Source organism: Pseudonocardia kongjuensis (genome assembly GCF_039526905.1).
Lineage (GTDB): Bacteria > Actinomycetota > Actinomycetes > Mycobacteriales > Pseudonocardiaceae > Pseudonocardia > Pseudonocardia kongjuensis.
On sequence record NZ_BAAAJK010000011.1, the window covers coordinates 198,247 to 217,857 of the forward strand.

Annotated in this window: 19 protein-coding genes; 15 read left to right on the top strand and 4 right to left on the bottom strand. The window is 72.8% G+C overall.

Features of this window, described 5'->3' with window-relative positions; all coding sequences use genetic code 11:
* The first annotated feature begins 99 nt into the window (after positions 1 to 99).
* Together ABD160_RS16190 and recR are read left to right on the top strand one after the other, a co-directional pair.
* Positions 100 to 414, top strand: a complete 315-nt coding sequence (locus ABD160_RS16190; protein WP_344023306.1) for a YbaB/EbfC family nucleoid-associated protein — start codon at positions 100 to 102, stop codon at positions 412 to 414.
* Between the two features lies 1 nt (position 415).
* Positions 416 to 1,033, top strand: coding sequence for a recombination mediator RecR (recR, locus tag ABD160_RS16195; protein ID WP_344023203.1), 618 nt, complete (start codon positions 416 to 418; stop codon positions 1,031 to 1,033).
* Between the two features lie 153 nt (positions 1,034 to 1,186).
* On the opposite strand, the gene ABD160_RS16200 is transcribed toward recR, so the two are convergent.
* Positions 1,187 to 1,390: a hypothetical protein gene (locus ABD160_RS16200; RefSeq protein ID WP_344023205.1), complete on the bottom strand. Its 204-nt coding sequence runs from the start codon at positions 1,388 to 1,390 to the stop codon at positions 1,187 to 1,189.
* A gap of 311 nt (positions 1,391 to 1,701) precedes the next feature.
* Between ABD160_RS16200 and ABD160_RS16205 the strand changes: the two genes are divergently transcribed.
* The 7 genes from ABD160_RS16205 (at position 1,702) to ABD160_RS16235 (ending at position 9,458) form a co-directional block, all read left to right on the top strand.
* Positions 1,702 to 2,598 (top strand): helix-turn-helix domain-containing protein, encoded by an 897-nt coding sequence (locus ABD160_RS16205; RefSeq protein WP_344023207.1) that lies wholly within the window; start codon positions 1,702 to 1,704, stop codon positions 2,596 to 2,598.
* A 67-nt stretch (positions 2,599 to 2,665) separates the two neighbouring features.
* Positions 2,666 to 3,583: an ABC transporter substrate-binding protein gene (locus ABD160_RS16210; protein ID WP_344023209.1), complete on the top strand. Its 918-nt coding sequence runs from the start codon at positions 2,666 to 2,668 to the stop codon at positions 3,581 to 3,583.
* A 132-nt stretch (positions 3,584 to 3,715) separates the two neighbouring features.
* A complete protein-coding gene (locus ABD160_RS16215) occupies positions 3,716 to 5,380 on the top strand; it encodes an ABC transporter substrate-binding protein (RefSeq protein WP_344023211.1) in 1,665 nt (554 codons plus the stop codon).
* Between the two features lie 73 nt (positions 5,381 to 5,453).
* Positions 5,454 to 6,458, top strand: coding sequence for an ABC transporter permease (locus tag ABD160_RS16220; protein WP_344023213.1), 1,005 nt, complete (start codon positions 5,454 to 5,456; stop codon positions 6,456 to 6,458).
* The gene (locus tag ABD160_RS16225; RefSeq protein WP_344023215.1) at positions 6,455 to 7,378 is read left to right on the top strand and encodes an ABC transporter permease; all 924 of its coding nucleotides are present in this window, start codon (positions 6,455 to 6,457) and stop codon (positions 7,376 to 7,378) included. Before ABD160_RS16220 ends, ABD160_RS16225 begins: the two co-directional genes overlap by 4 nt.
* A complete protein-coding gene (locus ABD160_RS16230) occupies positions 7,375 to 8,367 on the top strand; it encodes an ABC transporter ATP-binding protein (protein WP_344023217.1) in 993 nt (330 codons plus the stop codon). The genes ABD160_RS16225 and ABD160_RS16230 overlap by 4 nt, the downstream gene beginning before the upstream one ends.
* A complete protein-coding gene (locus tag ABD160_RS16235; protein ID WP_344023218.1) occupies positions 8,364 to 9,458 on the top strand; it encodes an ABC transporter ATP-binding protein in 1,095 nt (364 codons plus the stop codon). The genes ABD160_RS16230 and ABD160_RS16235 overlap by 4 nt, the downstream gene beginning before the upstream one ends.
* Before the next feature lie 3 nt (positions 9,459 to 9,461).
* On the opposite strand, the gene leuA is transcribed toward ABD160_RS16235, so the two are convergent.
* Complete coding sequence (gene leuA, locus ABD160_RS16240) at positions 9,462 to 11,258, bottom strand: 2-isopropylmalate synthase (protein WP_344023220.1); 1,797 nt, start codon at positions 11,256 to 11,258, stop codon at positions 9,462 to 9,464.
* A gap of 335 nt (positions 11,259 to 11,593) precedes the next feature.
* Here leuA and ABD160_RS16245 point away from each other — a divergent pair, with 335 nt between their 5' ends.
* The 4 genes from ABD160_RS16245 (at position 11,594) to ABD160_RS16260 (ending at position 15,193) form a co-directional block, all read left to right on the top strand.
* Positions 11,594 to 11,899, top strand: a complete 306-nt coding sequence (locus ABD160_RS16245) for a hypothetical protein (RefSeq protein WP_344023222.1) — start codon at positions 11,594 to 11,596, stop codon at positions 11,897 to 11,899.
* A 169-nt stretch (positions 11,900 to 12,068) separates the two neighbouring features.
* Positions 12,069 to 12,596, top strand: a complete 528-nt coding sequence (locus ABD160_RS16250) for a CGNR zinc finger domain-containing protein (protein ID WP_344023224.1) — start codon at positions 12,069 to 12,071, stop codon at positions 12,594 to 12,596.
* Between the two features lie 251 nt (positions 12,597 to 12,847).
* Complete coding sequence (locus ABD160_RS16255) at positions 12,848 to 14,113, top strand: aspartate kinase (RefSeq protein WP_344023226.1); 1,266 nt, start codon at positions 12,848 to 12,850, stop codon at positions 14,111 to 14,113.
* 6 nt (positions 14,114 to 14,119) lie between these two features.
* Positions 14,120 to 15,193, top strand: coding sequence for an aspartate-semialdehyde dehydrogenase (locus tag ABD160_RS16260; protein WP_344023228.1), 1,074 nt, complete (start codon positions 14,120 to 14,122; stop codon positions 15,191 to 15,193).
* Between the two features lie 121 nt (positions 15,194 to 15,314).
* On the opposite strand, the gene ABD160_RS16265 is transcribed toward ABD160_RS16260, so the two are convergent.
* Both ABD160_RS16265 and ABD160_RS16270 read right to left on the bottom strand, forming a co-directional pair.
* Positions 15,315 to 16,346: an endonuclease/exonuclease/phosphatase family protein gene (locus tag ABD160_RS16265; protein WP_344023230.1), complete on the bottom strand. Its 1,032-nt coding sequence runs from the start codon at positions 16,344 to 16,346 to the stop codon at positions 15,315 to 15,317.
* 77 nt (positions 16,347 to 16,423) lie between these two features.
* Positions 16,424 to 17,686, bottom strand: coding sequence for an MFS transporter (locus tag ABD160_RS16270; protein WP_344023233.1), 1,263 nt, complete (start codon positions 17,684 to 17,686; stop codon positions 16,424 to 16,426).
* Between the two features lie 111 nt (positions 17,687 to 17,797).
* Here ABD160_RS16270 and ABD160_RS16275 point away from each other — a divergent pair, with 111 nt between their 5' ends.
* Both ABD160_RS16275 and arsC read left to right on the top strand, forming a co-directional pair.
* Positions 17,798 to 19,249 carry a catalase gene (locus ABD160_RS16275; RefSeq protein WP_344023235.1) on the top strand — a complete coding sequence of 484 codons (1,452 nt, stop codon included), beginning with the start codon at positions 17,798 to 17,800 and terminating at the stop codon, positions 19,247 to 19,249.
* A 9-nt stretch (positions 19,250 to 19,258) separates the two neighbouring features.
* On the top strand, positions 19,259 to 19,609 hold the full coding sequence (arsC, locus tag ABD160_RS16280; RefSeq protein ID WP_344023237.1) for an arsenate reductase (glutaredoxin): 351 nt from the start codon (positions 19,259 to 19,261) through the stop codon (positions 19,607 to 19,609).
* Positions 19,610 to 19,611 lie beyond the last annotated feature (2 nt).

Here is a 19,611-nt window from a genome sequence, read left to right on the forward strand (position 1 = left end):
TGTGCGGAGACGTCCGCGCCGGCCGTGTCGGGGGATTCCCCCGTGACCGCGAGCCGGGAGCAACAGCGAGGGGTACGCGTGCAACCCGGTCAGCCCGACATGCAGATGATCCTGCAGCAGGCCCAGAAGATGCAGCAGCAGCTGCAGGAGGCACAGGCCGAGCTCGCCGCCGCCGAGGTGACCGGCCAGGCCGGCAACGGCCTCGTCGAGGTCACCGTGACCGCCGGCCTCGAGCCGCGCTCGGTGAAGATCGACCCGAAGGTGGTCGACCCGGACGACGTGGAGACGCTGCAGGACCTGGTCGCCGGTGCGCTCGCCGACGCCGTCCGCCGCGCCCAGGAGCTGCAGCAGCAGAAGATGGGCCCGCTCGCCGGCGGTCTGGACATGGGCGGCCTGGGCCTCCCGGGCGCCTGAGGTGTTCGAGGGGCCGGTCCAGGACCTGATCGACGAGCTGGGCCGGCTGCCCGGCGTCGGCCCGAAGAGCGCCCAGCGGATCGCGTTCCACCTGCTGGCGGCCGACCCGGCGGACATCGCCCGGCTCCAGGAGGTCCTGCAGACGGTCAAGCAGGGCGTCGCGTTCTGCGAGGTCTGCGGCAACGTCTCGGCGGACACCCGCTGCCGGTACTGCGCCGACGCGCGCCGCGACCCGACGTTGGTGTGCGTGGTCGAGGAACCCAAGGACGTCCTGGCCGTCGAACGGACCCGGGAGTTCAAGGGGCGCTACCACGTGCTCGGCGGCGCGCTGGACCCGCTGGCCGGGATCGGACCGGACACGCTGCGCGTCCGGGAGCTGCTCGCCCGGCTCGGCGGCACCGGCCCCGCGTCCGACGAGACCGCGATCGCCGAGGTCATCATCGCCACCGACCCCAACACCGAGGGCGAGGCGACCGCCACCTACCTGGTCCGGCTGTTGCGCGACTTCCCGGGGCTCACCGTGACCCGGCTCGCGTCCGGGCTGCCGATGGGTGGCGACCTGGAGTTCGCCGACGAGATGACGCTCGGCCGGGCGCTCGCCGGCCGCCGCGCGCTCTAGCACCCGCAGAGCAACTGCACGGCAGTCGCACCGCAGCCGCAGAGCACCCGCACGGCCCCCGGACACGACGACGGCCGGTCCCGCCGGGTACGCCCCGGACGCGACCGGCCCCGGCGCGCCGGCCCCCACCGGGCGCGCCGTCCTGCCGACCCGTCAGTCGGTGTCCTCGTCACCCCAGGCGTCGACCTCGTACGGGCCGCCGTGCAGCTGTCGCTGCCGCCGCTCCCAGGCCAGCCGCCGCTCGGCGGCGATCCGCCTGCGGGCCCCGGCCCGCCTGGAGTCGATCACGCCGATCACGATCGCGGTGATCCCGAGCACCACGATCCCGACCGCGGCCAGTACCACCAGTGCGGTCATGGTGTCCACCGCCCCGCGTCGGCCCGCGGCCACCCCACCCGTGCCGTGCCGATCGAAGATGTGCCGATCATGTTCCTCCCCCTTCGGTGTGTGTGCTGGTCGTTCCTCCCGGCCGTCGTACGTTCCGAACTGTGCTGTGTGTCACTTCCAGCATCTCCCAGGGTGCCCGACCTCCCGCCTCTGTGCAATTGCATTCCTGATGAAAGTTGCACGGCGCGGCGGATTGCACGAGCCGGAGGTGTGCAGTGCACTGGCAGCGGGCGCCCTCCGACGACACCGACAGCGGGTGGCCCCGACGACAGGAGGACGAGGTGGAGCAGGAGCCCACCGGCGCGCGGCGCCGGCTCGGCGCGGAGCTGCGCCGCCTGCGGCTCAACGCCGGGTTGAAGCTCGAGGACGCCGCCCGCGGGCTGAGGTGCTCGGCGTCGAAGATCAGCCGGCTGGAGAACGGGAAGGGCGTGCCCCGCCCCGTCGACGTGGACGCCCTGCTGGCCCTCTACGGCGGCGTCGAGGGCATGGAGGCGGAGATGCTCCGCCGGCTCGTCGCGCAGAGCCGCACCCGCGGCTGGTGGGAACCCTTCACCGAGGGCCTGCGCACCGAGCGCTACGTGCTGCCCGCCCCCGGCCGGTACGCCGCCGTCGAGACCGACGCGACCGGCGTCGACGCGTTCGACCTGTCGGTGCTGCACGGCCTGCTGCAGACCCCGGACTACGCCCGCGCGGTGCTCGCCGCGCGGCTCCCCGGCCACGACGGCTGGGAGATCGACCAGCTGGTGCACCTGCGCCGCCGCCGGCACGAGGCCCTCACATCGGACCCGCCGCTGCGGCTGCGCTCGGTGATCGACGAGTCGGTGCTGGCGCGGGCGACCGGCGGGCCGTCGGTGATGGCCGACCAGCTCGACCGGCTGCTGGAGCTGTCCCGGCTGCCCAACGTCATCCTGCTGGTCCTGCCGTTCTCGGCGGGCGTGCAGCGGGCGCACGCCGGGCGGTTCTCGGTGCTCGCGATCCCGGACGAGCTGGGCTCGGACCTGGTGCACACCGAGGGCCACGCCGGCGAGTCGTTCCTCGACACGGCGCGGGACCTGGAGACCTACCGCCGGGTGCTGGCCGACGCGCGGGCGGACGCGCTGGAGCCGGAGGCGTCCCGGGCGCTGATCGCGCACCACCGCGACCGGCACCGCGCCGCCGCGGTCGCCGCCGCCGGCTGATCATGACGATCGCCGCACCGGCAAGGTGAGGCTTGCCGAACCCGTTGCGCCTTGATTCACTCCGCCGGTGACCGTACGTCCGCTTCGTCCCGTCCTGCTCCTGCTCGCCGCGGCCCTGCTCGCCGGCTGCTCCGCGGCCCCCGGCGAACAGCCGGCGCCGGATCCGGGCGGGCGCGAGATCGCGCACGCGATGGGCACGACCACCGTCCCGGAGTCGCCGGCGCGGGTCGTCGTGCTGGACAGCCAGGAGCTCGACGTGGCGCTGTCGCTGGGCGTCGAGCCGGTCGGGGTGGCGAGTGCCGCGGCGGACGGTGCGCTGCCGTCCTACCTGGAGGTCCCGGACGGGATCACCGTGGTCGGCCCGATGGCGACCCCCGACCTGGAGGCGATCGCCGCGCTCGCGCCGGACCTGATCCTGTCCTCGAAGCTGCGGCACGAGGCGCTGTACCCGCAGCTGTCGGCGATCGCGCCGACCGTGTTCGCCGAGCGCACCGGCGACGCCTGGAAGGAGAACCTGGCGCTCTACGCAGGCGCGCTGAACCGCGAGCAGCATGGCCGCGACCTGCTGGACGCGCACACCGCCCGGGCCGCCGAGGTGGGCGACCGGCTCGGCGCGGCCGATCGCACGGTGAGCGTGGTGCGCTTCCTGCCCGAGGAGATCCGGCTCTACGGCCCGCGCTCGTTCGTCGGCTCGGTGCTCGCCGACGCCGGCTTCCCGCAGCCGGAGATCGTCCGCGACGAGCCGGACATCGCGGTCCGCATCGGCCCGGAGCAGATCGGGTCCGCCGACGCCGACGTCGTCTACGTGACCTCCTACGGGCTCGCCGACGACCAGCCGTTCGCGCAGGTCGCGCCGCTCTGGGAGACGCTGCCCGCGGTGCGGGAGGGCCGCGCCTTCACCGTCGACGACGACGCCTGGATGCTCGCGATCGGCCCCACCGGCGCCGGGCTGATCCTCGACGACCTGGAGCGGACCCTGGGCTGAACGGGCCCCGCGCACCGCCCGGACCCGACCTGGTACGCCCGTGCCAGTTCGTAGCACGATCGTGACGCAACGATCTACCGTTGAGTAACGCAACGCTATAGGTTCCCCAGTCATCCGATGACTGGGGGATGGATGCGAGCCAGACGGTGGAGTACCGCGGTCACCGCGGGTCTGCTGGCGCTGACGATGGCGGCCTGTGCGACGTCGGAGCGCGGGGACGCAGCCGGCGAGGCGGGCGCGACCGGGGGCACGTTCGTCTTCGGCGCCGCCGGGGCGCCGAAGAACTTCGACCCGATCTTCAACGACGACGGCGAGAGCTTCCGGCCCGCCCGGCAGATGTTCGACACGCTGATCACCTACAAGCCGGGCAGCACCGAGCTGGAGCCCGGGCTCGCGACCGCGTGGGAGTCCTCGCCGGACGGCCGGACCTGGACCTTCACCCTGCGCGACGGCGTGACGTTCCACGACGGCACCCCGTTCGACGCGGCCGCCGTCTGCGCGAACTTCGACCGCTGGTTCACCATGAAGGGCGCCGCCGCGCAGAGCCAGATGATCTACTACGGCGACGTCTTCGGCGGCTTCGAGCAGAACGAGGGCGACGCCTCGGGCGATCCGGTCTACAAGTCCTGCACCGCCGAGAACCCGACCACCGCGGTGCTGTCGCTGAACACCTTCAAGGGTGCGTTCCCGGCGGCGTTCGGACTGACCTCGCTGTCGATCTCCAGCCCGACCGCGCTGGAGCGCTACGACGCCGACAACGTCAGCCAGAGCGGCGACTCGTTCACCTATCCCGCCTACGCCACCGAACACCCGACCGGTACCGGACCGTTCCGGTTCGAGGGTTTCGACAAGGCGAACGGCACCATCACGCTGGTCCGCAACGACGACTACTGGGGCGAGAAGGCCAAGGTCGACCGGCTGATCTTCAAGATCATCCCGGATGAGAACGCGCGCAAGCAGGAGCTCGCCGCCGGCACCATCGACGGCTACGACTACCCCTCGCCCGCGGACTACGGCACGTTGACCGAGCAGGGCAACCAGGTCCTCATCCGGGACCCGTTCTCGATCCTCTACCTCGGTATCAACACCACGAACAACCCGGCGCTGGCCGACGTCCGGGTGCGCCAGGCGATCGCGCACGCGATCGACCGGGAGTCCCTGGTCCGCACCAAGATGCCGGAGGGTTCCGCGGTCGCGAAGGAGTTCGTGCCGCCGACCGTCGCCGGATACGCCGACGACGTCACCGAGTACCCCTACGACCCGGAGCGCGCCAAGCAGCTGCTCGCCGAGGCCGGGGCGCAGAACCTGACCCTCAACTTCTACTACCCGACCGAGGTGACCCGGCCCTACATGCCGAACCCGGCCGACCTGTTCTCCGCGATGTCGGCGAACCTGCAGGCCGTCGGGATCACCGTGAACCCGGTCGCCCGGCCGTGGAACGGCGGCTACAAGGACGACGTCCAGAAGGCCGGCAAGCACGACCTGCACATGCTCGGCTGGACCGGCGACTACAACGACGCCGGCAACTTCGTCGGCACGTTCTTCGGCCGCGAGAAGGCCGAGTTCGGCCCGCAGGACCCGGCGATGTACGCCGCGCTCGCCGCCGCCGACTCGATCCCGGACCCGGCCGGGCACGCCGCCGCGTACCAGCAGGTCAACCGGGACATCATGGCGCGCTACCTGCCCGCCGTGCCGATCCTGACCACCGGCCCGGCGATCGTCGTGAAGGACGGCGTGCAGGGCCTCGTCCCGTCCCCGCTGACCGACGAGCGCTTCTCGACCGTCACCAAGAACTGACGTCCGCACCCGGGTGCCGCGACGACCTCGCGGCACCCGGGCTCGCGCCCTCCCACCACGAGGACCTCCCCGCATGCTGCGTTTCGTCGCGCGCCGCCTGCTCCAGGTGATCCTGACGCTGCTGATCCTGTCCCTGCTGCTGTTCGCCTGGCTGCGCTCGCTGCCCGGCGGACCGGCCGGGGCGCTGCTCGGCGACAAGGCCACCCCGGAGTCGATCGCGGCGCTCAACCGCACGCTCGGCCTGGACCAGCCGATCCCGGTCCAGTACCTGCGCTATCTCGGCCGGGCCGTCACCGGCGACTTCGGTGCGTCGCTGGTCAGCGGCGATCCGGTGCTCGGCGAGCTGGGGCGCTCGCTGCCCGCGACCGTCGAGCTGGCCGTCTGCGCCCTGCTGCTGGCGGTGCTCGCCGGCATCCCGCTCGGCTACCTGGCCGCCCGCCACCGGGGCAGGCCCTGGGACAACGTGACGATCGTCGGGACCCTGGTCGGGGTCGCCGTCCCGGTGTTCTTCCTCGGCTACGTGCTCAAGCAGGTCTTCGCCGTCGAGCTGGGCTGGTTCCCGCCGTCCGGGCTGCAGGCCACCGGGATCGACGCCACCACGGTCACCGGCTTCCCGACCCTCGACGGCCTGCTCACCCGCGAGTTCGACGCCAGCTGGGACGCGCTCACCCACCTGGTGCTGCCCGCGGTCACCCTCGCCACCATCCCGCTCGCGGTGATCGTCCGGATCACCCGGGCCTCGGTGCTCGACGTCCTGGAGTCCGACTTCGTGCGCACCGCGAACGCCAAGGGGCTGGCCCCCGGCACCGTCCGCGGCCGGCACGTGCTGCGCAACGCGCTGCTCCCGGTCTCGACGACGATCGGCCTGCAGACCGGCCTGCTGCTCGCCGGCGCGGTGCTCACCGAGAAGGTGTTCAACCGGCCCGGCATCGGCACCCTGGTCGCCGAGGGCATCGAGCGCCGGGACTATCCCCGGCTGCAGGCCGTGGTGCTGCTCGGCGCGCTGATCTACGTGCTGGTGAACCTGCTCGTCGATCTCTCCTACGCCGTGATCGACCCGCGGGTCAGGCTGCGGTGAGCACCACGACGTGGGCGCGCCGGCGCCGCGAGCGGATCGACGACACCGCCGGGCGCAGTCTCGGCGCCGACGCGCTGCGCCGGTTGCGGCGCAGCCCCACCGCGATCGTCGGCGTGCTGATCGTCGGGCTGTTCGTGCTGGTGTCGGTGCTCGCGCCGGTGCTGGCGCCGCACGATCCGGCGCAGGCGTTCCCGGAGCTGCTCGACGAGCTGCGCCCCGGCTCGATCCCCGGCCCGCAGGACGGCTTCCCGCTCGGCAGCGACCAGAACGGGCGCGACGAGTTCTCCCGGATGCTGCTGGCCTCCCGGCAGACCCTGCTCGTCGGCGTGCTCGCCACCCTGCTCGGGCTGGCCGTCGGTGCGCTGATCGGCGGCGTCGCCGGCGCGCTCGGCGGCTGGGCCGACACGGTGCTGATGCGGGTCACCGACGTGCTGCTGTCGATCCCGTCGCTGCTGCTCGCGATCTCGGTCGCGGCGCTGGCCGCCCGGCCCAGCCAGACCACCGTGATCATCGCGGTGGCACTGGTGAACGTGCCGATCTTCGCCCGGCTGCTGCGCGGCTCGATGCTCGCCCAGCGGGAGTCCGATCACGTGCTGGCGGCCACCGCGCTCGGGGTGCGACGGCGCGCCGTCGTGCTGCGGCACATGCTGCCCAACGCGATCGGCCCGGTGATCGTGCAGGCCACGCTGACCCTGGCCACCTCGATCCTGGACGCCGCCGCACTGTCCTTCCTCGGTCTCGGCGACGCCGACCCGGCCCGCGCCGAGTGGGGCCTGATGCTCGCCTCCGCGCAGCCCTACCTGGACATCCGGCCCGCGCTGGCGATCTACCCGGCGGTCGCGATCATCGTCGTCGCGCTCGGGTTCACGCTGCTCGGCGAGTCGCTGCGCGAGGCACTCGACCCGAAGGGGCGCCGGTGAACCCGCTGCTGTCCGTGCAGGACCTGTCGGTCCGGTTCGTCCGCCGGGGCGAGGCCGACGTCGTCGCCGTGGACGGGGTGTCGTTCGACGTCCGGCCGGGCGAGGTCGTCGGGCTGGTCGGCGAGTCCGGCTGCGGCAAGTCGGTGACCTCGCTGGCGATCATGGGACTGCTGCCCGGGCGCACCCCCCGGGTGTCCGGCTCGGTACTGCTCGACGGGAGCCCGCCGGTCGACCTGCTCACCCTGTCCGACGCCGAGCTGCGGCAGCGGCGCGGCCGCGACATCGGGATGGTCTTCCAGGACCCGCTGTCGTCGCTGAACCCGGTGGTGCCGGTCGGCGTGCAGATCACCGAGGCGCTCACCCGGCACCGCGGGATGGACCGGAAGGCGGCCCGGGACGAGGCGCTCACCCTGCTGGACCGGGTCGGCATCCCCGATCCGGTGCTCCGGCTGCGGTCCTACCCGCACCAGATGTCGGGCGGCATGCGGCAGCGAGCGCTGATCGCGATCGCGCTGGCCTGCCGCCCCCGGCTGCTGATCGCCGACGAGCCGACGACGGCGCTGGACGTGACGATCCAGGCGCAGATCCTGGAGCTGCTGCGCGAGCTCGTCGCCGAGACCGGGACGGCGCTGGTGATGATCACGCACGATCTCGGCGTCGTCGCCGGGCTGTGCGACCGGGTCAACGTGCTCTACGGCGGCCGGGTCGTCGAGCGGGCCGACCGGCACGCGCTGTTCGCCGGTCCGCGGCACCCGTACACCTCCGGCCTGATCCACTCGATCCCACGGCTGGACTCCGACCCGGCCGACGAGCTGCCGGCGATCACCGGCTCGGTGGCCGACAACCTGCCGTGGGAGCACGCCTGCGCGTTCGCGCCGCGCTGCCCGCGCGCACTCGGGACCTGCACCGAGCTCACCCCGCCGGCCGCCGTCGGCGCCGGCGGGCTGCTGCGCTGCCACAATCCGGAGCCGATCGGAGCCGACGCATGAACGCGCTGCTGGAGGTCGACGATCTCGAGGTGCACTTCCCGATCACCCAGGGCGTGCTGGTGTCGCGCACCGTCGGGCACGTCCGGGCCGTCGACGGGGTGTCCCTGCGGATCCCGCGCGGCGAGACCTACGGGCTGGTGGGGGAGTCCGGCTGCGGCAAGTCCACGCTGGGCCGGGCGGTGCTGAAGCTGACCGCCCCGACCGCGGGCTCGGTCCGGTTCGACGGGACCGACGTCGCGTCGCTGTCCGGGGAGCCGCTGCGCCGGATGCGGCGCCGGTTCCAGATGGTGTTCCAGGACCCGCTGTCCAGCCTGGACCCGCGGCAGTCGGTCGGGTCGATGCTCCGGGAGGGCATGGCGGCGCACGGGCTGCCGATCACCGCGGAGCGGCTGCGCGGCCTGATGGGCGCGGTCGGCCTGCCGGAGGCCGCGCTGAACCGCTACCCGCACGAGTTCTCCGGCGGGCAGCGGCAGCGGATCGGGATCGCCAGGGCGCTCTGCGTCGAGCCGGACCTGGTCGTCGCCGACGAGCCGGTGTCCGCACTGGACGTGTCGGTGCAGGCCCAGGTGCTGAACCTGCTGCGCGCGCTGCAACGCGAGCTCGGCCTGACCTACCTGGTGATCGCGCACGACCTGGCGGTGGTGCGACACGTGTCGGACCGGGTCGGCGTGATGTACCTGGGCTCGATCGTCGAGGAGGGGCCGGCGGCCGACCTGTACGCACGGCCGCTGCACCCCTACACCCGGGCGCTGCTGTCCGCGGTGCCGCAGCCGGACCCGGCCGCCGAGGACGCCCGGGAGCGGATCCTGCTCACCGGCGACCTGCCCTCGCCCGCGGCGCCGCCGCCCAGGTGCCGCTTCCACACCCGCTGCCCGTGGCGGCAGGCCGACCGGTGCGACACCGAGCGGCCGGTGCTGCGCGAGATCGGGCCCGGGCACCGGGTGGCCTGCCACCACGCCGAGGCGATCCGGGACGGCCGGATCGCCGCGCACGAGGTCACCCCGCAGGCGGCGGATCCGGCGACCGGCCCGGACGCCGGCCCGGACGTTCCCGGGCCGGCGCTCTCGGTGACCGACGCGATCGGCCGCTGAACCTCAGCGCAGGGCGCGGTTGATCGCGCTGACCACGGCCTTCAGGCTGGCGCTGGTGATCGAGCTGTCGATCCCGACGCCCCAGAACACCTTCTCCTCGACGGCGCACTCGACGTAGGCGGCGGCGCGGGCGTCGTCCCCGCCGCCCATCGCGTGCTCGTGGTAGTCGAGCACCCGGACGTCGAACCCGATCCCGGCCAGCGCATCGACGAACGCGGCGATCGGGCCGTTGCCGGAGCCGGTGATCTCGTGCAGGTCGGACTCCACCCGGACGGTCGCGACGATCTCGTCCCGGCCCTCGCCGTCGCTGGTGATCCGGTGCCGGACCAGCTTGAGCGGCGTCTCCCGGCCCAGGTACTCGACGTCGAACGCGTCGCGCATGGCCTTCGGCTCGACCTCGCCGCCCTCGGTGTCGGTGTAGGCCTGGATGACGTGGCTGAACTCGATCTGCAGCCGGCGCGGCAGGTCCATCTGGTGCTCGGTCTTCATGATGTAGGCGATGCCGCCCTTGCCGGACTGCGAGTTCACCCGGATCACGGCCTCGTACGTGCGGCCGATGTCGCGCGGGTCGACGGGCAGGTAGGGCACCTCCCACGGGTGGTCGTCGACCGGCCGGCCGGCCTCGGCGGCGTCGGCCTGCATGGCTGCGAAGCCCTTGTTGATCGCGTCCTGGTGCGAGCCGGAGAACGCCGTGTACACGAGGTCGCCGCCCCACGGGTGGCGCTCGGGCACCGGCAGCTGGTTGCAGTACTCGACGGTGCGCCGGATCTCGTCGATGTCGGAGAAGTCGATCTGCGGGTCGACGCCCTGGGTGAACAGGTTCATCCCGAGCGCGACCAGGTCGACGTTGCCGGTGCGCTCGCCGTTGCCGAACAGGCAGCCCTCGATCCGGTCGGCGCCCGCCTGGTAGCCCAGCTCGGCGGCGGCGATGCCGGAGCCGCGGTCGTTGTGCGGGTGCAGCGAGAGCACCAGCGCGTCGCGGCGGGCCAGCCGGCGGTGCATCCACTCGATGGAGTCGGCGTAGACGTTCGGGGTCGCCATCTCCACCGTCGCGGGCAGGTTGACGATCATCGGGCGCTCCGGCGTCGGCTCCCAGACCGCGCTGACCGCGTCGCAGATCTCGACCGCGTACTCCAGCTCGGTGCCGGTGTAGGACTCCGGCGAGTACTGGAACGTCCAGTCCGTGCTCGGGTACTTCTCGGCGATCCGCCGGACGTGCTCCGCGCCGTCGGTGGCGATCTTGGTGATGCCCGGCCGGTCGGACCGGAACACCACCCGGCGCTGCAGGATCGAGGTCGAGTTGTAGAGGTGGACGATCGCCGAGTGCGCGCCCTCACAGGCCGCGAAGGTGCGCTCGATCAGCTCCGGCCGGGCCTGGGTGAGGACCTGGATCTGCACGTCGTCCGGGATCGCGCCCTGCTCGATGATCTCCCGGACGAAGTCGAAGTCGGTCTGGCTCGCCGCCGGGAAGCCGACCTCGATCTGCTTGTAGCCCATGCGTACCAGCAGGTCGAACATGCGCCGCTTGCGCAGCGGGCTCATCGGGTCGATCAACGCCTGGTTGCCGTCGCGCAGGTCCACCGCGCACCACAGCGGCGCGGTGTCGATCACCTTGTCCGGCCAGGTGCGGTCGGGCAGCGAGACCGGCTCGACCAGCTGATGGAACGGCTTGTACCGGTGGAACGGCAGCTGTGAGCCGCGCTGGCGGTTCCACGCGGGCTGCCCGTCGTGCGGTGCGCCCTGCGGGGTGCGGACGTTGCTGCGGGCGCGGGACTCGAAGGCGTCGGGAGACGTGGTCACGGGAAGGTGCTCCTGATGTGTCGCAGTGTGGCGATGTCGCTGTGTTCGCCGGACGGCCGTGGCGACCGGCGGACACGCGAGACCCCGCGACGAGGGGCCGGTCGGTCAGACCCCGCCGCGGCGGCGAAGGAGCAGGCGCGCCATGTGTCCACCGTAGCCCGGTACCCCCGTTGCGCGGCAACCCGGTGACCGGGTGGATCTCGGGCGGATCTCGGCCGGGGCGATGTGCGGTCGCAACGAAGAGATCACAACCGGCCGCCGCCCGCGTCGTTGAAGGGGTGGCGAGGGCGCCCGGATGGGACCATGGCGTCCGTCACGACGGGAGAGGTGTGCTGATGGCGGCAACCGTGGGAACGACCCTGCGACAGGGGCTCGGCATCATCGCGACGATCGTGCGCGTGGTCGGGCTGGTGATCGTCGGCATCCTGGTCGCCCACATCGTCCTGACCCTGCTCGACGCGAACCCGGCGAACTTCCTCACCGAGTTCGTCGCGGGCTGGGCCGCGCAGTTCAACCTTGGCCTGGGCGACCTGTTCACGCCCGAGCAGCCGAAGCTGGCGGTGACCCTGAACTACGGCGTCGCCGCGGTCCTCTGGCTGGTGCTGACCACCGTCGTCGTCCGGCTGCTGCGCCGGGTCTGACCCGGCAGCACGACCGCCGGCGGCACGTCGCCGCCCGGCTCGATCCGCCATGCGCCGCACCGGCACCGCCGGTAGCGGACGGTCCCGTCCGACGTGCGGTGCCGGGACACCGTCTCCCACTCGTGGTCCAGGGGTGTGCTCACCCGTCCGACCCTGCTGTAATGGCTTGGTGCACATCAACCCTTACGGTCGCGATCCGGTGCTGCTGGCCGCCGACCTGGCGAACGACCCGCCGTCGTCGGTGGCCGAGCTGGCCGACCGCTGCGTCGCGGCGGGGCTGGCCCGGGAGTGGACGCCGCAGCCGGCCGATCTCGGCGCCGTCACGGCCTTCCTGGCCCGCTGGGCCGAGGTGGTCGACGCGCCGGCGGCCGGTGCGCGGGCGGAGCTGCTGAACGCGCTGCTCGCCGAGGGGACCGGCCCGCCGCGGCTGACCGACCACGACGGGCACTGGCACCTGCACCACCGCGACGACGGCCTGGGGCTGGCCGCGGTGCTGCACGCGCTGATCGCGATCGGCACCGCGACGCACCTGGCGACCCGGGGGATGGACCGGCTCGGCCGGTGCGCCGCGCCGGGCTGCGAGCGGATCTTCGCCGATGTGTCGCGCAACGGCAGGCAGCGCTACTGCAGTGCCCGCTGCGGCAACACCGACGCGGTCCGCAGGCACCGGCTCCGCCAGTCCGGGCGGGCCGCCTGACGGCCCCGCCCGGCGGGCCGGGCGGGGCATCATCATCCGTGGCCGCGCGCGCTGCGGGATACCGGACGGGCGCGCCGGTGACACGCCCGTGTGTCCTGAGTCATCGACGGCCGGTCAGAGCCTGAAATCGGATGCCGTCCGCCGGTAGTGTGCCTTTCCGACCAGCGCCGCGGGCGTTCCACCCACGCTCGCCCGCGGCCGAAGAGAGCACCCGACGGCTTCGAGAAGCGGAGCCAGGACAGGAGGTCGGCGTGGCCCTCGTCGTGCAGAAGTACGGCGGATCGTCGGTCGAGAGCGCAGAGCGCATCAAGAAGGTCGCCGAGCGGATCGTCCGTACCCGCAAGGAGGGACACGACGTCGTCGTCGTCGTGTCCGCCATGGGGGACACCACCGACGAACTGACCGACCTCGCCGAGCAGATCTCCCCGAAACCCCCGGCCCGCGAGATGGACATGCTCCTCACCGCGGGTGAGCGCATCTCGAACGCGCTGGTGGCCATGGCCATCCACTCGCTCGGGGCCGAGGCGCGGTCGTTCACCGGCTCCCAGGCCGGGATGCTGACCACCTCGCGGCACGGTGACGCGCGGATCACCGAGGTGAACCCGTACCGGCTCCGGGAGGCCCTGGACGAGGGCTACATCGTGCTCGTCGCCGGCTTCCAGGGGATGAGCGCCGACTCCAAGGACATCACCACGCTGGGCCGCGGCGGATCGGACACGACCGCCGTCGCGCTGGCCGCGGCGCTGAACGCCGACGTCTGCGAGATCTACTCCGACGTCGACGGCGTCTACTCGGCCGACCCGCGGATCGTCCCCCGGGCCAGCCTGCTCGAGACCGTCACCTACGAGGAGATGCTCGAGCTCGCCGCCTCCGGCGCGAAGGTGCTGCACCTGCGCGCCGTCGAGTACGCCCGCCGCTACGGCGTGCCGTTGCGGGTGCGCAGTTCCTACAACGACAAGCCGGGCACGCTGGTCTCCGGCTCGATCGAGGAGATCCCGTTGGAGAATCCGATCATCACCGGCGTCGCGCACGACCGGTCCGAAGGCAAGATCACCGTCACCGGTGTGCCGGACACCCCGGGCATGGCGGCGAAGATCTTCCGCACGGTCGCCGACGCGGAGATCAACATCGACATGGTGTTGCAGAACATCTCCAACGTGTCGGACAAGAAGACCGACATCACGTTCTCGCTGCCCCGCACCGACGGCGACACCGCCGTCGCGGCGCTGGAGCGCGCGAAGGGCGAGATCGGCTTCTCCGAGCTGATCTACGACAACGACATCGGCAAGGTGTCGCTGGTCGGCGCCGGCATGCGCAACCACCCGGGCGTCACCGCGACGTTCTGCGAGGCGCTGTCGAACGCCGGGATCAACATCGAGACGATGAACACCTCCGAGATCCGGATCTCGGTCATCTGCCGGTCGGACCAGCTGGACGACGCGGTGCAGGCGCTGCACGAGGCGTTCGGGCTGGGCGCCGAGGACGACGCGGTGGTCGCCGCGGGAACGGGCCGGTGAGCTGAGATGGCCATGAACAAGCCCGTTCTCGCGCTGGTCGGCGCCACCGGCGCCGTCGGCACGACCATGATCGACATCATCGGCTCCCGCGAGTCGGTGCCGTGGGGCGAGGTCCGGCTGATCGCCTCGGCCCGCAGCGCCGGCAAGGTGCTGCAGGTGCGCGGCGAGGACGTCACCGTCCTGGAGCTCAAGCCCGAGGTGTTCGACGGCGTCGACATCGCCATGTTCGACGTCCCGGACGAGGTCAGCGCCGAGTGGGCGCCGGTCGCGGCCGCCCGCGGCGCGGTCGCGGTCGACAACTCCGGTGCGTTCCGGATGGACCCCGACGTCCCGCTCGTCGTGCCCGAGGTCAACGCCGACAAGGTGACCGACCGCCCCAAGGGCATCATCGCGAACCCGAACTGCACGACGCTGTCGATGATGGCGGCGATGGGTGCGCTGCACCGCGAGTTCGGCCTGGAGGCGCTCGTCGTCTCCTCGTACCAGGCCGCCTCCGGCGCCGGCCAGCCCGGCGTCGACCAGCTCTACGCCGAGATCGAGGCGCTGGCCGGCAAGCAGGTCGGGAGCGTCTCCGGCGATGTCGCCGACGCGCTGAAGGCGGCGGGCGTCCCGGTCGGCGACGGCTCCCCGTTCCCGGCGCCGCTGGCGCTGAACGTGGTCCCCTGGGCCGGCTCGCTGAAGGACGACGGCTGGTCGTCCGAGGAGCTGAAGGTCCGCAACGAGTCCCGCAAGATCCTCGGCATCCCGGAGCTGAAGGTCTCCGCGACCTGCGTGCGGGTGCCGGTGGTCACCACGCACGCGCTGGCGATCCACGCGACCTTCTCCCGCGACGTGTCGGTCGAGGCGGCCCGCAAGGTGCTGTCCGCGCAGCCGACGATCGTGGTGAAGGACGACCCGGCCGCCGGCGAGTGGCCGACCCCGGCCGACGCCGTCGGCGGGGACCCGACCGTGGTGGGCCGGATCCGGCAGTCGCTGGACTTCCCGAACACCCTGGAGCTGTTCGTCTGCGGTGACAACCTGCGCAAGGGCGCCGCACTGAACACCTACGAGGTCGCCGAGGCGGTCGCCGCCGCGGGCTGAGCCCCGCGCACGGCAGCACGACGACGGCCGCCGCCCCGCATCCCGGGGTGGCGGCCGTCGCCGTTGCGCGGGCGGCACCGGCCCGCGGCCGGGGAGCCCGGCCGGGCACCGGGCCGCCCGCTCAGGACGCCGGCAGCCGCAGCGTCGCGACGATCGCCCGGTGGTCCGAGCCCGGCACCAGCCGGGTCTCGAACGACTCCGCGGTGATCGGTGCGGTCGCGAGGACGTGGTCGATCTGCGGGCCCAGCCACTGCGGGGCCCAGGTCGGCCAGGTGCCGGCCAGCCCGTTGCCGGTCTGCGCCGCGGCGTCGCCGCAGCCGGCGATGGTGTCCCGGAAGACCGAGTGGTCGAGGGTGGCGTTGAAGTCGCCGGCGATGATCGCCGGGGACCCGCTGGAGCACCACTTCTGCACCTCGGACAGGTCTGACCGCCAGGTGGCGACCGAGCGCGGCACCGGGGCGACGGAGTGGAAGGCCACGAAGCGCAGCTCGCCGAGCCCGCCGCCGGTGATCTCGACGTACGGGAACCGGGTGTCCTCGCCGATCCGGGTCCGCACGTCACCGAGCCGGTCGGCCCAGACCACGGTGTTGCCGGTGACGTCGCGCTCCCACGGCCCGACGCTGGCCGCGGTCCGGTAGCCCATCGGCTCCAGCAGCGGCGCGAGCTGGGACTCGTAGTTCGCGCCCGACTCGGGGATCGAGACCACGTCCGGGTCCTCGGCCTCGATCAGCGCGGCGAGCGAGTCGGCGTCGGCGCGGCCCTCGTACACGTTGGCCGCGAGCACCTTCAACGTCGGCCCGCCGGCCGTGGGCGTCGTCGTGACCGGGACGGTGCGCGGCAGCACGAGCGCGGCCCCGATCAGCGCCACCACGGCCAGGGCCACCGGCACCGGCCAGAACCGGCGGGCGAACACGGTGATCAGCGCGCCCAGCACGACGAGCACCAGCAGCCCGGCCACCATCAGCGGCCGGAACGCGATGACCTGCGCGAACGGCGAGCGGGTGTCCAGGCCGACCTGGTCGGGCAGGACCGCGAGGGCCGCCCCCGCGGCGAGCAGCAGCGCGAACGCCCAGCGGAGTGCGCCGACCCGGCGGCGGGGCCGTTCGCGGCGGATCGGCTGGGTCTCGGCGTCGGGGTGGGGCGGCGCGCTCACGAGAGTCAAGTCTGCCCGAGCCGGAGGTGCCGCCGCCGGGATCGGCGGTGTGATGCGCCGATCGCCTGTGGAGCCTCTCAGCCACCGGCTTGCGCGATCGGCCGTTCGCCGTCCCCGCCCGGCCGTCCGGTCCCGGCGGCGGAGCGTCCGCCGCCGCGCATCAGCAGCGCGGCGACACCGGCGAGCACGGTCGCGACCGACCCGCACACGACGATCGCGACCGCGGGGGAGGCCACGTCGACCAGGAACCCGGACAGCGGCCCGGCGACGGCGACCCCGATCATCGTCGCCGAGCCCTGCAGGCCGGTGACCAGCCCGCGGACCCGGTCCGGGGCGAGCCCGCCGATCGCGTCGCTGCCGGCGGCCAGCGTCGGCGCGGTCACCAGGCCGGCGGGTACCAGCAGGAACAGCAGGCTCCACCACGACCAGGCCAGCGCGGCAGGCAGCGTCGCCAGGCCCAGCACGGCCAGCAGCAGCGGCAGCGGGACGGTGCGCCGGGCGGCGCCGTGGACGAAGCCGCCGACCATCGACGCCAGGCCCCACCCGGCCAGCACGACCGGGATCGCCCACACCTCACCGGCGTCGGTGAGCGCCGCGATGAACGCGAACTCGGTGCCCATGATCGCGAGCACCGCCGCGGACACGGTGAGCAGCGCGCCGACCAGCGGGCGGGTCAGCCAGCTCCGCACCGGTGGCCGTCGTTCCCGGCCGGGGGCGTGGCCGTCCGACCGGACCGGCGGGTTCAGCCACCACAGGGCCAGCCCGGCGAGCACGAAACCGGCACCGACCACCCGCATCGCGACCGCGCTGCCCAGCCACAGGGTCAGCAGCGACCCGACCGCCGGGCCGGTCATGTACGAGATCTCGACCGACATCGCGTCCAGCGCGAACGCCGGGCGCCGCCGCCCGGCCGGGACGATCGCCGCGATCACCTGCCGCACCAGCGAGAACACCGGCAGCGTCAACACCCCGGCGACGAAGGCGGCACCCAGCAGCCCGGCGTAGCCGAGCAGCGGGGCGACCGACCAGAACGCCACCCCGGAGGTCATCGTCAGCAGCAGCACCGGGCGCAGGCCGTACCGGTCGATGACCGAGCCGAGCAGCGGGGCGCCGATCGCCATCCCGGTCGGGACGGCCGCCGCGACCAGCCCGGCGGCGGCGAAGCCGTGGCCGAGGGTCAGCACGGTGTGCAGGGTCAGGGTGACCGACACGGCCGTCACCGGGATCCGGGCGGCCATCCCGATCGCGGTGACCGCGCGGACGCCGGGATGGCGCAGCACGTCGGCGAAGGCGCCGAGCCCGGTACGCGGTGGTCCGGTGGGGTGGGTGGCGTCGGGCACCCGTCCATCCTGCGTCGTGCCGTCCAGCGGTTTCCGGCGGGCACTTGTTTGGTTCCGGGGGGCACGGGAAACCAGCCGGGGACGCACCACCCACCACGAGGAGGCCCGGCAGTGACCAGCTCGCAGCCCAAGCCGACCACCACCGATTCCGGCAGCCCGGTCGCCAGTGACGAGCACTCGCTGACCGTCGGCCCGGACGGTCCGCTCCTGCTGAACGACCACTACCTGATCGAGCAGATGGCGAACTTCAACCGGGAGCGCATCCCGGAGCGCCAGCCGCACGCGAAGGGCGGCGGCGCGTTCCTGAGGTTCGAGACCACCGAGGACGTCAGCGCCTACACCCGGGCCGGCTTCCTGCAGCCGGGAGCGGAGACCCGCGGCGTCATCCGGTTCTCCACCGTGGCCGGTGAGCGGGGCAGCCCGGACACCTGGCGCGACCCGCGCGGGTTCTCGCTGAAGCTGTGGACCGACGAGGGCGTCTGGGACATGGTCGGCAACAACACGCCGGTGTTCTTCGTCCGCGACCCGATGAAGTTCCAGCACTTCATCCGCTCGCAGAAGCGCCGGGTCGCGAACAACCTGCGCGACCACGACATGCAGTGGGACTTCTGGACGCTGTCGCCGGAGTCCGCGCACCAGGTCACCTGGCTGATGGGCGACCGGGGCGTGCCGAAGACCTGGCGGCACATGAACGGCTACTCCAGCCACACCTACAGCTGGATCAACGCCGCCGGTGAGCTGTTCTGGGTCAAGTACCACTTCAAGACCGACCAGGGCGTCGAGTGCCTGACCCAGGAGGAGGCCGACCACCTCGCCGGCGCCGACGCCGACTACCACCAGCGCGACCTCTACGACCAGATCGAGGCCGGGAACCACCCGTCCTGGACGCTGCACGTGCAGGTCATGCCGTTCGCCGACGCGAAGACCTACCGGTTCAACCCGTTCGACCTGACCAAGGTGTGGCCGCACGCGGACTACCCGCTGATCAAGGTCGGGACGCTGACCCTGGACCGGAACGTCGAGGACTACCACGCGGAGATGGAGCAGGCCGCGTTCGAGCCGAACAACCTGGTGCCCGGGACCGGCCTGTCCCCGGACCGGATGCTGCTGGCCCGCGGCTTCTCCTACGCCGACGCGCACCGCGCCCGGCTCGGCGTGAACTACAAGCAGATCCCGGTCAACGCGCCGCGCTCCGAGGTGAACAACTACGCCAAGGACGGCGCGATGCGGATCACGAACTCGCGTGACCCGATCTACGCGCCGAACTCCTACGGCGGGCCGGAGGCCGACCCGAAGCGGGTCGCCGAGGCGCTCTGGCACGCCGACGGCGACATGATCCGCACCGCGAACGTGCTGCACGAGCAGGACGACGACTGGGGCCAGGCCGGGACGATGGTCCGCGAGGTGTTCGACGACGCGGCCCGCGAGCGGTTCGTGAACAACGTCGCCGGGCACCTGTCCGACGGGGTGTCCGAGCCGATCCTGCAGCGCGCCTTCGAGTACTGGCGCAACGTCGACAAGGGCATCGGTGACCGGATCGAGCAGGCGGTGCGGGCCTCCTAGGCTCGGGGCGTGGAGATCTGGCACAACCCGCGCTGCTCGAAGAGCCGCGCCACCCTCGCGCTGCTGCAGGAGCACGGCGTCGAGCCGACCGTGCGCCGCTACCTGGACGACCCGCCGTCGCGGGCCGAGCTGGAGCGGGCGCTGGCCGAGCTCGGCACCGACGATCCGCTGGCGCTCGCCCGGACCGGCGAGCCGGCGTTCCGCGAGCAGGGTCTCACGGGGGCCGACCGGGACACCCTGCTCGACGCGCTGGCCGCCGAGCCGCGGCTGATCGAGCGGCCGCTGGTGCGCTCCGGTGACCGGGCGGTGCTGGGCCGGCCGCCGGAGAACGTGCTGTCCCTGCTCGACGCCCGATCGTGATC

Coding starts and splice junctions, on each gene's coding strand:
- ABD160_RS16220 (WP_344023213.1), top strand. CDS start 5,454: ATGCTGCGTTTCGTCGCGCGCCGCCTGCTCCAGGTGATCCTGACGCTG.
- ABD160_RS16245 (WP_344023222.1), top strand. CDS start 11,594: ATGGCGGCAACCGTGGGAACGACCCTGCGACAGGGGCTCGGCATCATC.
- ABD160_RS16215 (WP_344023211.1), top strand. CDS start 3,716: ATGCGAGCCAGACGGTGGAGTACCGCGGTCACCGCGGGTCTGCTGGCG.
- ABD160_RS16190 (WP_344023306.1), top strand. CDS start 100: ATGCAGATGATCCTGCAGCAGGCCCAGAAGATGCAGCAGCAGCTGCAG.
- ABD160_RS16260 (WP_344023228.1), top strand. CDS start 14,120: ATGGCCATGAACAAGCCCGTTCTCGCGCTGGTCGGCGCCACCGGCGCC.
- ABD160_RS16200 (WP_344023205.1), bottom strand. CDS start 1,390: ATGACCGCACTGGTGGTACTGGCCGCGGTCGGGATCGTGGTGCTCGGG.
- ABD160_RS16235 (WP_344023218.1), top strand. CDS start 8,364: ATGAACGCGCTGCTGGAGGTCGACGATCTCGAGGTGCACTTCCCGATC.